The organism is Collinsella aerofaciens, assembly GCF_015548375.1.
In the GTDB taxonomy this organism is placed as follows: domain Bacteria; phylum Actinomycetota; class Coriobacteriia; order Coriobacteriales; family Coriobacteriaceae; genus Collinsella; species Collinsella aerofaciens_AB.
Genome location: NZ_JADMWW010000006.1, coordinates 63,757 through 78,277, shown reverse-complemented (window position 1 = coordinate 78,277; position 14,521 = coordinate 63,757). Strand labels below are relative to the sequence as shown.

Sequence of the window (14,521 nt, the reverse complement as noted above, 5' to 3'; positions counted from 1 at the left end):
AGACGAAGTGCGGTGCTGTAGTCACCCTAGACAAGTTTACCTTGGCAGTGATCGATCATATGCTGGATCATCTGTGCCTCAAAGCCCGCGTAGTCGCGGCGGCACTCCTTCATCTTGCCGTCGACGATCTGGTCAAAGGCAACCTTGCACTTGATATAGCGCGTGGACTTGGTGACCTCCTCGTGCGTCAGGCAGCTCTCCTCCATCTTACTGGCGCCCAGGCCAAACACCAGACGGGGGTTGTAGAGCACGTGGGGCTCGCCGGCATCGTCCAGATAGACGCAGACCTTCTTGGTGACGCCGATCTGGTTGGCAGCCAAGCAGCCGGCATCATCGAGCGACTTGATGGTATCAATCAGATCCTGAGCGACCGACTCGTCCTCGACAGTCGCAACCTCGCAACGCTGGGACAGGATAGCCTCGTCGTGGCAAAGCTCTTTAATCATACGTTCCTCCATAGGGGTCGTTGTAACCGCTTAAGTATACGGTACCCACACATTCTCATGCGAAAAATACCGTCCGTCTGCTACAAAGCGCCGAACATCAACATGCGAGGAACGACAGCGTCGTAAAGGGGCTATAGTGGGTGAGTTCGTGTCAATCGGCCTAAACTCGGGGCCGAACAAGGAAAGGGTATGCATGGACGAACTATTTCACGTCAGCGAGCGCAAGTCCACAATCGGGACCGAACTTCGCGCTGGACTGACAACATTCCTGGCGATGGCCTACATCATCGCCGTCAACCCCGCTGTGCTCTCGGGCGCTGGCATCGATGCGGGAGCGCTCGCCTGCGCCACCTGCCTGGGCGCCGGCATCATGACCATCTGCATGGGCATCTTCGCCAACCGCCCGCTCGCCTGCGCGTCGGGCTTAGGCGTCAACGCGATGATCGCCGGAATCACCACCACCGTCTGCGGCGGTGACTGGCACGTGGCCATGAGCGTCATCTTCCTCGAAGGTATCGTCATCTTGCTGCTCGTGCTTTGTGGCCTGCGCGAGGCCATCATGGACGCCATCCCCGTGGTTCTGCGCCACGCTATCTCGGTGGGCCTGGGCCTGTTCATCGCCATGATTGGCCTGTGCGATGCCGGCATTATCACCGCTGGCGCCGGTACACTCGTCGGTCTGGGCGACATCACCTCCCCCACCTTCATCGTCGGCATCATCTCCATCCTGGTGACGGTCGCCCTCGCCTGCCGCAACGTCCCCGGCTCGCTGCTCATCGGCATCGTCGTCGCCGTCATCGCCGGTATCCCCCTAGGTGTGACCCAGGCTCCGACCGGTATCATCGCCCCGCTCGACTTCTCGAGCATCGGTGGCCCCATCGCCGACGCCGGCGGCGTGCCCGCCATCGTCAAGGTCCTTACCGACCCCACGCTCCTCGTCATCTCGTTCTCGCTGCTCATGAGTGACTTCTTCGACACCATGGGCACCGCGATGGCCGTGGCCAAGCAGGGCGAGTTCCTCACCGACGACGGCAACGTCGAGAATATCAAGGAGATCCTGATCGTCGACTCCGCCGCCGCCGCTGTGGGCGGTTTCATGGGCGTCTCCTCCATCACCACCTTCGTCGAGTCCACCTCTGGCGCTGCCGACGGTGGCCGCACGGGCCTCACCTCCGTCACCACCGGCGTGCTGTTCATTCTCGCCGCGTTCTTCTCCCCCATCGTCACCATCGTTTCCAGCGCCGCCACCTGCGGTGCTCTGGTCTACGTCGGCTACCTCATGATGAGCGAGGCCTCCGAGATCGACTGGTCCGACGTGTCGCAGGGTTTCCCGGCGTTCATGATTGTCGCCGGCGTGCCCTTCACCTACTCCATCTCTGCCGGCATTGGCCTGGGCTTTATCGCCTACGTGGTCGTCGCGCTCTTTAAGGGCGAGGCCTCCAAGATCAAGCCGCTCATGTGGATCGCAGCCCTCGCCTTCCTCGTCTACTTCTTCGTGGCGTAACGGCATAGTCTGCTAAAGCAAAACAACAAGGCGCGGAATCGCATCGAGCGGCTCCGCGCCTTTCTTTTAGCGTCTGCCCCCGTGTCAGCGTGCGACAATTGAGGCTGTCAATTATCACAACACTGAGAGAAGCCTGCCTTGGAAGCGCATCATAAGCAGATAACCGTTTATTCAGAGTGTGCGGAAGGCGCGCCCGTCATCTATCTCCCCGTGGTTATGGGCAACGGTAGTGAAGTCTACGAGCGCTGCCGAGAGCTCGACTGCCCGCCGTTCACCCTTGTCGCCATTGGAGGGCTCGATTGGAATCGCGAGCTGAGCCCCTGGGAATGCGACGGAACTATACGAGATGCCGGGCCCTTTGGCGGACAGGCTGCTGGTTTTCTTGACGAGTTGTTGAAGCAGATAATCCCCCAGGCCGAATCATCGCTCCCGCAACCGCCCGCCTGGCGCGGCGTTGCCGGCTACTCGTTGGCGGGTCTTTTTGCACTGTGGGCACTTTGGCAAACAGATGTCTTTGAGCGCGTGGCGAGTGCATCGGGGTCGCTGTGGTTCCCCGGCTTTATCGACTACGCGCGCGAGCGCACGATGACGGCTACGCCCGACGCCGCCTATCTGTCGCTCGGTAAAAAGGAAACCAAGACGCCCAACCGCATGATGCGGCACGTACTCGACGATACGCGCGCGATGGAAAAGCTGTTTATCGAGCGCGACATCCCAACAACGCTGGAGCTCAACCCCGGCAATCATTTTGCCCAAACTGACCTGCGCATGGCGCGCGGCATCCACTGGATACTGACGCATTAAAAATGGCGTCCACGCGTACATACGCATGGACGCCATTTTTAATTTGGCTGAACGCAGCTACTATTCAGCAGTCTCCTCGAGTTCAGATACGGTGGGCGTCGAGAACTGGGGCATGGATGTCCTTTCATGATGGAAGGGCGATCAGGCATATCGGATAACCTGCCCGAACGATACGATCCGAACCATTGTACGTGATACGCAATGTCTCGCGCGCGCCGCCACCTGCAAACGGTAGCGTTACTTCCAAACGCGCTCGGCAATGCGCTTGACCAGCGCGATCTTCGCCCACTGCTCGTCCTCGGTCAGCTTGTTGCCAATCTCGCAGCTGGCAAAGCCGCACTGGGGCGACAGGTACAGATTCTCGAGCGGCACGTACTTAGCGGCTTCGCGGATGCGCTCGACGATAACATCCTCGTCCTCAAGCTCAGCGGCCTTGGTGGTCACCAGGCCCAACACGACCTTCTTGCCAGGGGCAACGTACCTCAACGGCTCAAAACCGCCGGCGCGCGGCGTATCGAACTCCAGGTAAAATGCGTCAACATCCTCGTTTGCGAACAGGTATGGCGCGATGGGGTCATAGCCACCCTCGAAGGCATAGGTAGAGTGGTAGTTACCGCGGCACACATGCGTGTTAATGACCAGGTCGTCGGGCTTGCCCTCGATAGCGGCGTTGTTGAGCGCCACGCCCAGCTCACTCACCTTTTGCAGATCAACCGGGCTCATGCCGGTCTTGGACACAAAGTCGGTATCGCAATAGATGCCCCAGGTGCAGTCATCAAACTGGATGTTGCGGCAGCCTGCAGCGTACAGGTCGGCGATCACCGTACGATAAGCGGCTGCGATGGCGTCGGCAAGTTCCTCATCGGTCTTATAGACAGCGCGCAGGCTCTCCTGCTGGCCATCGCAGCGGTCGAGCGTAACCTCAGAGAACGTCTGGATAGGCGCCGGGATGGTCTGGCGTGCAACGTGGTCCTCGCCCTCAAGTGCCTTGACAAACTTAAAGTGCTCGACGAAGGGGTGGTTCTCGCCGCTGATGGAGCCAGTCACCACGGCGGTATCGGCCGTGGTCTCCTCGTCGTGGAACATATATCCCGTACGCGAGGTGCGACGCTCGACGCCGTTCAGCCCCCACATAAAATCGAGGTGCCAGTAGCTGCGGCGAAACTCGCCATCGGTGATGACCTGCAGGCCGGCGGCCTTCTGCTTTGCCACCAAATCGCGAATAGCATCGTCCTCGACGGCCTTAAGGCCGGAAGCGTCAAGTTTACCCGCGACATAGGCGGCACGGGCATCCTTTACAGCCTGCGGACGAAGAAAACTGCCGACGATATCGGCGCGAAACGGCGCGTTCGGTTGAATCGAAGTGCTCATAGATATCTCCCTTTGCATTGGTTGCTTTACTGGGACAGAGTATGAGCGCTCATATGGCCATCGTAAAATATACGTTTATAACAGTTTGATATAGATGCTTCCTATATCAGTCTGGACTGTCATAAAGAGACTTGAACCGTGCGGAGCACAGCAGCCTAGATATGCTGACGAATCGCGTCGATATAGGCCCGACCGTAGCGCGTGAGCGTCGTGTTCTTGCGCGTAATAATGCCGATCTCCATGTACTCGTCCACGTCGAGCGGAATCGAGATAATGCCGGGGCCGTTGAGCTCGTGGCTGATCACGCCCGAGCATACCGTGTAGCCGTTGAGGCCCATGGCCAAATTGAACAGCGTCGCACGGTCACGCACGCGGATATTCTTGCGACGCTCAAAGGTCGAGGTCAGCTCCTCGGAATAATAAAACGAGTTATAGCTGCCCTGCTCGTAGGACAGGAACGGGTAGTCTTCCAGATCCTCGAGCGTCACGCTGGAGCGGCCCGCCAGCGGATGGTCGGCGCAGACGAAGACATGCGGCGTGGCGCAGAAGAGCCCTTCGAACACGAGCTCGTTGGCCACCAGCATGCGCTCGATGACCTCGCGATTGTGCTCCGACAGATACAGGATGCCCAGCTCGCTTTTCATATGCGCGACATCCTCGATAATCTCGTGGGTCTGCTCCTCGCGCAGGGTAAAGTCGTAGCGCGCGGCATCGAACTCGCGGATCACATCGACAAACGCATTAACGGCAAAGGAATAATGCTGGCAGCTCACACTAAAGTGCGGCACCTGCTCGGACGTACCTTTGTACTTGCCCTCGAGCAGGTCGGCCTGGTCGAGCACCTGGCGCGCGTACCCCAAGAAGGTCTCGCCTTCCTCGGACACAATGACACCCTTGTTGGTGCGCTCAAAGATATGCACACCCATCTCGTTTTCGAGATCGCGGATCGACGCGGTAATCGAAGGCTGCGACACAAAGAGCCGGCGCGAGGCCTCGGTGATGCTGCCGCATTCGGCAACTTTGACGACATATCTGAGTTGCTGGAGCTTCATGGCTTTCTCCCTAGACGTTCGTGACGTCAAAACCCGCCGTGTCCATTTGGCTCATAAACGACGGCATCTCCCCCGTCGCGGCGCAGGCGGCAATCTGATGCAGAGCCCCGGCAACCGCATCATCTGCCGCAGCGCCAATATGCCAGCGTGCGGCAGCCGTGACGGCCTCGTTGGCATTGGCGACTGCAACGGAGTTAGGAACGGCATCGATCATGGGCAAATCGTTATCGGAATCGCCAAATACGGCCACCTCGTCGGGCGTCAGGCCCAAAGCGCGCGCCAGCTCCAGCGCAGCGCAGCCCTTGTCCCAGCCGGTCGGAAGAACGTCGAACAGGCGCACGCGGTTGTTGGGAAACACGAGTGAGAGCTCCGGCACCTCAGCGGCAACACGCTCGCGCAGCTCGGCGAGCTCCTCGCGCGAACGGGCACTCCAGATATTCGCCTTGTATACCGGGGCATCGTCAACGACAGGACGACAGGGAGCCTCTTCGCCCTTGAGCCACGCGTTGCCGCCTGACTTCATGGCGCGACGCACACGCTCGGGATCGCTTGTCACGCAATAGGCATCGTTATTCCAAAAGTCATCACCCAGACGGTAGACCTTCAAATACGTATCGTCGGTCTCCTGTTCAAAATAATCGGCTAAGCGCATAAGGACATCGTTATCGATTGCGCGCGAAGCGACTACTTCGCCATCGACAAACATCACCTGGCCGTTGCAAAACGCACCGGTCGAGAAGCACTCGGAGCGATTGCGGAACATCCAGCCCATCGCGGACGGCTGACGACCCGAAACCGGCCCAAAGTGCAAACCCGCCGCCTGCATGGCATGAATACCCTCAATGGCGTAGTCGCTGGCGCCGTCATGCCCGGCTGGAATCAGTGTATCGTCCATATCGGTCAGCACAAGTTTGATCATAAGGTCCCCTCGGTCATTCTTAATCCCATCTATTGTACCGACCTGCCAAAAAGGGACAGGTTTATTTCGGCAGGTTTCATCTGGGAAAACGCAAAGTCCCAGTTGTTACCTGCCAAAATAAACCTGTCCCTTTTTGGCAGGTGCGCTAGTATAGGGAACAACAGATTCGATGCGGGAGTGCCGGCGGTGCAAACCACAAGGCTGAGAGGGCAATGGGCCCAATCCTTTGAACCTGTCAGTTAATGCTGGCGTAGGGAGCATGCCGCCTTTACAGGGGCGCTGTCTATGCACAGCGCCCCTTTTCTATGCCAAGGAGGCATGTGCAGTGATTGATTCGGAACAGCTTAAGCAACATATGGTCAAGGCCGTGGAGGAGATTCGCGCTACCAATCCGATGGCCGGTTCCATCACCAACACGGTGACGATCGACTTTGTCGCCAACGCGCAGCTCGCCGTGGGCGGATCGGCCGCCATGGTCTATCTGCCCGACGAGGGCGAGGCACTCGTTGCCGGCGGCGGCGCCATCTATCTCAACATGGGCACGCTCTTCCCCATTTACGAGCAAACGATTCCCCGCGCGGCCAAGGCGGCACACGACGCCGGTAAGCCCTGGGTGCTCGATCCGGTGGGCCTGGGTATCGGTAGCCTGCGCACCCAGCTGGTCAACGAGCTCAAGCAGTACAAGCCCGCCATCGTGCGCGGCAACGCCTCCGAGATTATCGCGCTCGCCGGCCTGTGGGGTCTTGAGGGCGAGGCGGCCGATCTGAGCCGCGTGCGCGGTGTCGATACCACCGACACGGTCGACGCCGCCCGTGGTGCCGCCGTGGCGCTCGCTCGCCACACCGGTGGCGCCGTTGTGGTCTCGGGCGAAGTCGACCTGATCACCGACGGCACGACGGTGGCCAAGTCTCACGGCGGCAGCCCGCTCATGTCCAAGATCACCGGCTGCGGCTGCTCGCAGGGCGGCGTGCTGGCCGTGTACGCCTGCGCCGCCGACCCGTTTACGGCAGCCGTCTGCGGCACCGCCGTCTACAACGTGGCCGGCACGCGTGCCGCCGCTGTCGCCGACGCCCCGGCAAGCTTTAAGGTCGCCTTTATCGACGAGCTCTACCGCGCAACCGCCCAAGACATCGCCGATAACCGACTCGAGCTCGAGGAGGCATAGGCCATGTCCGAGCCCGCAACCAATGCCGGCATGAACACGCTCGTCGCCGTGGCCATCGCCCCGTGCGGCACCGGCGATGAGCTATCCGCCGAGGTCGCCGAGGTCGTGCGTGTCATTCGCGAGAGCGGCCTGCCCAACCGCACCACCTCCATGTTCACCGAGATCGAGGGCGACTGGGACGAGGTCATGCAGGTCGTGCGCGACGCAACCTTTGTGTTGGCGAGCAAGGGCATCCGCACCGAAGTCGTGCTCAAAGCCGATATTCGACCCGGATTTACCGACACCATGACCGGCAAGCTCGAACGCATGGAAGCGCAGATCAAAAAGCAGGAGGAAGCACGATGAGCATCCGCGACAACCTTGATATCTCGGCCTATCTGGTACTCGGCCCCGAAAACACGCTCGGGCGTCCCGTGGGCGATGTGGTGGCCCAGGCGCTCGACGCCGGCTTTACCTGCATCCAGGTGCGCTCCAAGGTGGCAAGCGCCCGCGAGATCATTGCGCTGACGGGCGACGCCGCGCAGGCAATCGCACAGGCCGGCAAAACCGGTCAGGTTGCCCTGCTGATCGACGACCGCCTGGACTGCGTACTCGCCGCGCGCGAGCAGGGTATTGCTGTCGACGGCGTGCACGTGGGCCAGAGCGATATTCCCGTCGAGGTCTGCCGCAAGCTTCTGGGCCCCGATGCCATCGTGGGCCTTTCGGCCCGCTGCGAGGAGATGCTCGAGTACGTCAAGACCGCCGACATGAGCCTAGTCGACTACCTGGGCATCGGCCCGCTCCACGAGACCGAAACCAAGCGCGACTGCGGACGCGCGGCCGACGGCTCTATCATCACCAAGAGCTTTGAGGACCTGGCCGCACTCCACGCGGCAAGCCCCGTGCCCATCGTGGTGGGCGGCGGCGTCAAGACGGCCGACCTGCCGCAGCTCAAGGCCACCGGCGTCGATGGCTTCTTTGTGGTGAGCGCTGTCTGCAGTGCCGACGACCCCTACGCCGCCGCCAAGGAGCTCGTCGACACCTGGCAGCAGGCATAAGTCTAGGCCGAGCAGCCGATCCGCGGCCTCATATCTTCAGCAATGGAAAGCGCATCCCAGTTTGGACCTCCATTCCGGGATGCGCTTTCCGCATGCGGCTCCGTTGGGAAACCCCATCCCATTCCAGGCGCAAATTCTGGGACGCCGTTTCCAAAACCCGCCGTCGGGGAAACTGCATCCCGTTTTGGATGCCGATTCCGGGGCGCGCTTTCCGCTACGGGCCTCTCGCGGAAACCTCATCCCATTTTTAGCGCCGATTCCGGGATGCGCTTTCCGCCGAGTCCACGGCAGTTTGCTCTACTCTGCCAGATACGCTTCCAGCGCCGGCAAGGTCGCCTCCGCATCGTGGCGGCCGACCTGGTAGATACGCTCGAGCTCATCCGGCTCGCGGCACAGCGACGGCACCTTCACCGATTCGCTCGGCCGCACCACAAAGACCTCGCCGGCAGCCTCACGACGCGCCAAGTCATCGAGCGTGGCATTGTAGACCTCATGCCGATGCTCAAGCGCTGCGACAAACTCCGGATAGTGACGAAACACGCGACGCAGCATGGGCATCACGCTGTTGGGCTGCTTCACAAAGCCCGCCGGCTGCGTGAGTACCACGATATTGCGGTCATACCCCTGCGCAAACAGCCATGCACTGGGAATAGAATCAGCCACGCCACCATCCAGATACTTATGCCCGTCAATAGCAACGGGACGCGTCGCCACAGGAATCGCAGACGATGCCCGGATCCACTCGATATCCCTCTCGTCGCCATAGGGCAGGTCGTGGTAGACGGCCTTGCCCGTCTCGATATCGGTACACACGCACGTAAATCGCATGGGGCAGGCGCGATACGCCTCCAAGTCGATGGGATCGCGCTCGATAGGCACCTCGTGATAGGCAAAATCGGCATTGAACATATCACCGGTTCGCAGCCAGCTGGTCACACCCGCATAGCGCTTATCGGCGCAATAGGCCTTGTTGTAGCGAATGGCACGGCCGATCTGCCGCGATTTAAAGTTGTAGCCAAACGCCGCGCCCGCCGAGACACCCACCATATGGTCGCAGGTCAAAGCGTGCTCCATCCAAACGTCGAGCACGCCCGCCGTATACATACCGCGGTAGCCGCCTCCCTCGAGCGCCAGCCCCACCGTGCGCGTCATATTTGACTGTGCCATGCGACCATCTCCGTTCCTGCGTTTTAAAACGGGACAAGTATACCCGTCAACATATATCGTCCCAGTCGCATTTTTATCGAGCATCGCATCGCCGCGCTACCGTTTGTCGAATAATAGCCGCCCACAGTATGCGCACCCATATCCCCGCACTCGAGGAAAGCGGCTTTATGGTGACGCTCGACAAGCACATTTGGCAGATTGCGCCCACCGACCGCGATCAAGGCCGCAGCACGCAAATCATTTCATCGATGCTCGAGATGGCGCAGTCGCTCCATCTGCCCGTCGCGGTCGAAGGCGTCGAGACAAACGAGCAGGCGAACATGCTACAACAAATGGGCGCCCGCTACGCTCAGGGCTTCCTCTACTACCGCCCCATGCCGGCGAAGGATTTTGAGGCATTGCTCGATGGTGGCAATAACAACTGATACGTTCGCACGCAAAACGCCACCGTCGAAGGGAACATTTGTCTCCATTAGCTAACTTATATCCCCAATTCAAACCAAATTGGGGATATGATACAAACCGTTGTTCCGCCCAAGGAGGTTATCCATCATGAACGAGTCGTACCGCATGGGCGAGCAATCGATTATTGCCTATCTTCAGCGACTTGCGAATGGCATCTCGACCGCCGAACTCGATGTTGCCGCGCTGCCTGCTGAGCTACGCGCCGTTGGTGAGCAACTGCAAAAGACGCATGCCATCCTGCAACAAGAGCGCCAGCTGCTTGAGCGCAACGCCTATATCGATCCGCTCACCAACTTGGGCAACCGCAACGGATTCGACCGTCACGTCGAGCAACTCTGGCGCAAAGGCGACCCCTTCACCTGCGCCTATATTGACATCGACCATCTCAAGCATTGCAATGATAGGTTTGGCCACGCCGAAGGCAATCGCTATATTCTGAGCATCTGCCGCACGCTCTCCGAAACCATGGAACACGATGAGATGCTGTTCCGTATCGGTGGAGACGAGTTTGTGCTCATCTCGCTCTCCGCAAACGAGACTGAACTCGAGCAGCGCTTGGAGCAGGTACGTACCGGGCTGATCGAGGCGAGCTCAGGCGGCAAGGCGCCCATGATCGGCAGCTTTAGCTTTGGCTGCTCGCGCGTCGATCCACTTGCTGGCGACACGCGTCGCCAGATGACGATGGATGCCGATCGCAAGATGTATCGCTATAAGCTTATGCATCGTGTGCAGCAACCGAAAGACGATGACGCGCCGCAACGCCCAATCGTCGATCAGCTTCCCTGCAACGACCGGGTGTTCCAAGCGATCTCCATGAGCTCCGAGACGCGCTATCCGTTCATCCTTAACCTCGATACTGGAGAATCGCAATGGTCGGTTAACGCCGTGCGCGATTTTGACCTGCCCTCCCAGCACCCTTTTAACTCACTCGACATGTGGCTCGCCCGCGTCCACCCCGAGGACCGCGACAACGTACGCGCCGAGCTCGATATGGTGATAAACAGCACGTGGCACTTCCACTACATGCAGTATCGCGTAATGGACGCCACCGGAGCGTACGCGCTTTGCGACTGCACGGGCTACCGCTTGGACGGCACCGATACCGAGCCCAACATGTACGTGGGCATTATCATCAACCGAAGCCTAGCGGATACGACCGACTCAGTAACGGGCCTGGGCGATGTCCACGCACTGGTCAACGCTATTGGAGAGATGCGCCACGTGCCGCACGAGGCAGGTTTTATTGCCATTAAGGTCGACGATATCGCCGAGGTCAATGCCCGCTTTGGATTCGATGCAGGCGACCGCGTGCTCGCCGAAAGCGCCGCCTGCCTCATGGATTGTTCGCGCGGCAAGGGCCGCCTGTTCCGCTCAACGGGGCCGATGTTCGTGGCACTCTTCGATGAGCTCGGCCCCGAGGCAATCGACGAGATCGCAAGCGACATCGAACGGTTCCTGGGTACTCCCGTGCTCATCGGCTCGCTTGAATATCAGCCGCCCATTCGCGTGGCCACGCTCCATCTGGACGGCGTCGACCGTCAGCCCGTTTCCATTTTGAACGAGCTCAAAGCGTTGCTCGGGAAAGCCGTGCAGGTGCCAGGTACCAAACTGGATTAGCGCCGCGCCCGCGCCGCCTCCCCCATCGTGCGATAATCCTCTGCAGAAGTCACCAAAAGCAGAGGGAGTTTGTGATGAAGGTTCTTTTGGTCAATGGCAGCCCCAAGGCAAACGGCAACACCGCCCGCGCACTCGCCGAAGTCGCCGAGCAGCTCATTGCCGAAGGCATTGATACCGAGGCGTTTCAGCTGGGCGCCAAGCCCATTCGCGATTGCATCGGTTGCGGCCAGTGTGGCAAACTTGGCGGTCGCTGCACCTTTGACGACGACGTGGTGAACGAGCTCATCGCTGCCGCCGAGCAGGCAGATGGCTTTGTCTTTGGCTCACCTGTCTACTATGCGCATCCCAGCGGACGCATCCTCTCGGCCCTCGATCGCGTATTCTATGCCGGAGGCAAAGCCTTTGCACACAAGCCGGGCGCTGCCGTCGCCGTCGCCCGTCGCGGCGGTACGTCGACGACCTTCGACGTGCTCAACAAGTACTTCACCATCAACCAAATGCCCGTGGTTGCTTCCACCTACTGGAACAACGTGTTTGGCCGCGTGCCCGGCGACGCCGATGGGGATGCCGAGGGCCTTGCCACCATGCGAAACATCGGCAAAAACATGGCTTGGCTCCTGCGCTGCATCGAGGCGGGACAAGCCGCCGGTATCAACGCGCCCGAGGCAGATCGCGCAACGACCAACTTCATTCGATAGAGCGGCGGGGCCATGAATATTCAAATCTTCGGGACTAAGAAGTCGTTCGATACCAAGAAGGCCCAGCGCTATTTTAAGGAGCGCCGCATTAAGGTGCAGTTTATCGACCTTAAGGAAAAGGAGATGAGCAAGGGCGAGCTCACGAGCGTGATGCAGGCGGTCGGCGGCATCGACAAGCTGCTCAACCCCAAGGCCAAGGACGAGGAGATGCTCGCGCTCATCCAGCACCTCACCCCTAGCCAGCGCTTCGACAAGCTGCTCGAGAACCAGCAGGTTCTAGCCGAGCCCATCGTGCGCAACGGCAAAAAGGCCACCGTCGGTTATTGCCCCGATGTATGGGGAGCCTGGGAGTAGCCTGTGTTATTTGCCAGCGCGTGGGTATAAGAGCAGGCGTTTGGCATATGATTCAACTGTAAGCCATGTCTAACAAAGGAGGGCACATGCCCAACAAACCCGTGAAGATCATCATGCTTACCGGATACCTCGGTGCCGGCAAGACCACGCTGCTCAACCACATCCTCGCTAACGACGGCGGCATCCGCGCCGCCGTGATCGTCAACGATATCGGCGAGATCAACGTCGATGCCAGCCTCATCGCCGACGGCGGCCTTTCCGAGACCGACGACCTCATCCCGCTCACCAACGGCTGCATCTGCTGCACGCTTTCGGATGACCTGGCCAACCAGCTGCAGGGCATCGCCGATTCGGGCAACTTCGACTACATCATCATCGAGGCATCGGGCATTTGCGAGCCCATCCCCATCGCCTACACCATCTCGAGCTTCTGCGATGAGGCTAAGGTGGGCGGCGAGCCCAAGCTCGCGCTCGACAACATCGTGGCTGTGGTCGACTGCGCCCGCATGTACGACGAGTTCAACGGCGGTCGCGACCTGCTGGCCGAGGATATCGACGAGGACGACATCGAGAGCCTGCTCATCCAGCAGATCGAGTTCTGCTCCACGCTGATCCTCAACAAGACCGACACCGTGACGCCTGAGCAGATTGCCGAGCTCAAGGCCATCGTGCGCAGCCTGCAGAAAGACGCCGTAATTGTCGAGGCCCAAAACGGCGAGGTCCCCATGGAGGAGCTGCTCGATACCGACCGCTTCGACTTTATGCGCGCCTACAACTCCGCCGCCTGGATCGAGGCCATGGAGCATCCCGAGGAGCACGACGACCCCGAGGTGCTCGAGTACGACATCGAGACCTTTGTGTACTCGCGCCGCAAGCCGTTTGACCTGCAGAAGTTCACCGATTTTGTTGAGCAGGAGTGGCCCGACGAGGTCATCCGCGTCAAGGGTCCGCTGTGGCAGACCGGCGATCCGGACATGTGCTACATGTTTGAGCAGGCCGGCCACCAGATGCGCCTGATGGAGAACGGCCTGTTTGTCGATTCGGCGCCCGAGGGCGAGAAGCAGAAGATCATCGACGAGAACCCCGAGATCATGCAGATTTGGGACGACGAGACGGGCGACCGCATGACGAGCCTGTGCATCATTGGCCGTCACATGGACAAGGATGCGCTCATCGCCTCCCTCGATGCCTGCCTGACCGACTGGCACCGCGCCTAGGTTTATCCAAGCGGGCATTTTTCCGCCCACGTAACCGCCTAACCACCACGAAGGTACCCTTCGTGGTGGTTTTTCGTTCTGAGCCAAGGAGATTCATGTTCAATATCGTGCTGTATGCACCCGAGATTCCGGCCAATACGGGCAATATCGGCCGTACCTGCGTGGTCACCGGCGCCCATCTGCATCTGGTGGAGCCACTGGGCTTTTCGCTCGATGACAAGACGGTACGTCGCGCCGGTCTGGGCTACTGGCAAAACTTGGACGTGACGACCTATGCCGGCTGGGAGGATTTCCTTGCGCGCAACGGCCTCTCCCCCGCCGACGAGCGCCTGCATCTGCTGACCAAAAAGGCGCGCCGAACCTATGCGCAGAGTACCTACCGCGATGGCGACTACCTGGTCTTTGGCAGCGAGAGCTCGGGCATTCCCGAGCCACTGCTTGCCGCGGCGCCCGAGCGCTGCGAGCGCATCCCGATGCTGCGCGATTGTGACTCACTCGATAACGCCGAGGCATGGGAAGCCCACGAGGAATCACTCGGGCATACCGAGGACAGCCACGAGGCCATCCTTCAACAGGACATCTGCGGCAACTTCGTCAACCCGGACGACTACCGCATCAGTGCACTCAACCTCTCCAACAGCGCCGCCATCGTCCTCTACGAGGCCCTGCGCCAAACAGGCTTTCCGGGAATGTAACAAAGGGACA

The 14,521-nt window shown here is 60.0% G+C and carries 16 protein-coding genes and 1 riboswitch; of the genes, 11 read left to right on the top strand and 5 right to left on the bottom strand.

What is annotated here, in order from left to right; translation table 11 throughout:
- Positions 1-26: 26 nt before the first annotated feature.
- Positions 27-446, bottom strand: coding sequence for a peptide deformylase (locus I1969_RS04165; protein ID WP_022094377.1), 420 nt, complete (start codon positions 444-446; stop codon positions 27-29).
- 193 nt (positions 447-639) lie between these two features.
- Here I1969_RS04165 and I1969_RS04160 point away from each other — a divergent pair, with 193 nt between their 5' ends.
- On the top strand, positions 640-1,950 hold the full coding sequence (locus I1969_RS04160) for an NCS2 family permease (protein ID WP_195233134.1): 1,311 nt from the start codon (positions 640-642) through the stop codon (positions 1,948-1,950).
- Between the two features lie 138 nt (positions 1,951-2,088).
- A complete protein-coding gene (locus tag I1969_RS04155) occupies positions 2,089-2,754 on the top strand; it encodes an alpha/beta hydrolase (protein WP_195233132.1) in 666 nt (221 codons plus the stop codon).
- 237 nt (positions 2,755-2,991) lie between these two features.
- Here I1969_RS04155 and I1969_RS04150 read toward each other — a convergent pair whose 3' ends face one another.
- The 3 genes from I1969_RS04150 to I1969_RS04140 all read right to left on the bottom strand — a co-directional run bounded on the left by I1969_RS04150 (position 2,992) and on the right by I1969_RS04140 (position 6,096).
- Positions 2,992-4,125, bottom strand: coding sequence for a 5-methyltetrahydropteroyltriglutamate--homocysteine S-methyltransferase (locus tag I1969_RS04150; protein WP_229028245.1), 1,134 nt, complete (start codon positions 4,123-4,125; stop codon positions 2,992-2,994).
- Between the two features lie 155 nt (positions 4,126-4,280).
- Positions 4,281-5,177, bottom strand: coding sequence for a LysR family transcriptional regulator (locus I1969_RS04145; protein WP_138111844.1), 897 nt, complete (start codon positions 5,175-5,177; stop codon positions 4,281-4,283).
- A gap of 10 nt (positions 5,178-5,187) precedes the next feature.
- On the bottom strand, positions 5,188-6,096 hold the full coding sequence (locus tag I1969_RS04140) for an HAD-IIB family hydrolase (protein ID WP_138375182.1): 909 nt from the start codon (positions 6,094-6,096) through the stop codon (positions 5,188-5,190).
- A gap of 163 nt (positions 6,097-6,259) precedes the next feature.
- A riboswitch (TPP riboswitch) is annotated at positions 6,260-6,370 on the top strand.
- A 51-nt stretch (positions 6,371-6,421) separates the two neighbouring features.
- On the opposite strand from I1969_RS04140, the gene thiM reads away from it, so the two are divergent.
- From thiM to I1969_RS04125, 3 genes are read left to right on the top strand one after another with little or no spacing between them, the layout of a single operon-like run.
- Positions 6,422-7,261 carry a hydroxyethylthiazole kinase gene (gene thiM / locus I1969_RS04135; protein ID WP_238022525.1) on the top strand — a complete coding sequence of 280 codons (840 nt, stop codon included), beginning with the start codon at positions 6,422-6,424 and terminating at the stop codon, positions 7,259-7,261.
- A gap of 3 nt (positions 7,262-7,264) precedes the next feature.
- Entirely contained in the window at positions 7,265-7,606 is a 342-nt protein-coding gene (locus I1969_RS04130) for a thiamine-binding protein (RefSeq protein ID WP_225093307.1), read from the top strand.
- Complete coding sequence (locus tag I1969_RS04125) at positions 7,603-8,298, top strand: thiamine phosphate synthase (protein ID WP_006234517.1); 696 nt, start codon at positions 7,603-7,605, stop codon at positions 8,296-8,298. Before I1969_RS04130 ends, I1969_RS04125 begins: the two co-directional genes overlap by 4 nt.
- Before the next feature lie 297 nt (positions 8,299-8,595).
- On the opposite strand, the gene I1969_RS04120 is transcribed toward I1969_RS04125, so the two are convergent.
- A complete protein-coding gene (locus I1969_RS04120) occupies positions 8,596-9,465 on the bottom strand; it encodes a patatin-like phospholipase family protein (protein ID WP_195233128.1) in 870 nt (289 codons plus the stop codon).
- A 128-nt stretch (positions 9,466-9,593) separates the two neighbouring features.
- Between I1969_RS04120 and I1969_RS04115 the strand changes: the two genes are divergently transcribed.
- The 6 genes from I1969_RS04115 to I1969_RS04090 all read left to right on the top strand — a co-directional run bounded on the left by I1969_RS04115 (position 9,594) and on the right by I1969_RS04090 (position 14,511).
- Entirely contained in the window at positions 9,594-9,890 is a 297-nt protein-coding gene (locus I1969_RS04115; RefSeq protein ID WP_195233126.1) for an EAL domain-containing protein, read from the top strand.
- 127 nt (positions 9,891-10,017) lie between these two features.
- Entirely contained in the window at positions 10,018-11,547 is a 1,530-nt protein-coding gene (locus I1969_RS04110; RefSeq protein ID WP_195233124.1) for a diguanylate cyclase domain-containing protein, read from the top strand.
- A gap of 74 nt (positions 11,548-11,621) precedes the next feature.
- Positions 11,622-12,245 (top strand): flavodoxin family protein, encoded by a 624-nt coding sequence (locus I1969_RS04105; RefSeq protein WP_195233116.1) that lies wholly within the window; start codon positions 11,622-11,624, stop codon positions 12,243-12,245.
- Between the two features lie 12 nt (positions 12,246-12,257).
- Positions 12,258-12,599 (top strand): arsenate reductase family protein, encoded by a 342-nt coding sequence (locus I1969_RS04100; protein ID WP_117645782.1) that lies wholly within the window; start codon positions 12,258-12,260, stop codon positions 12,597-12,599.
- A gap of 86 nt (positions 12,600-12,685) precedes the next feature.
- Entirely contained in the window at positions 12,686-13,816 is a 1,131-nt protein-coding gene (locus I1969_RS04095; protein WP_117797701.1) for a GTP-binding protein, read from the top strand.
- A 95-nt stretch (positions 13,817-13,911) separates the two neighbouring features.
- Positions 13,912-14,511 carry a tRNA (cytidine(34)-2'-O)-methyltransferase gene (locus I1969_RS04090; protein WP_195233114.1) on the top strand — a complete coding sequence of 200 codons (600 nt, stop codon included), beginning with the start codon at positions 13,912-13,914 and terminating at the stop codon, positions 14,509-14,511.
- Positions 14,512-14,521: the final 10 nt, after the last annotated feature.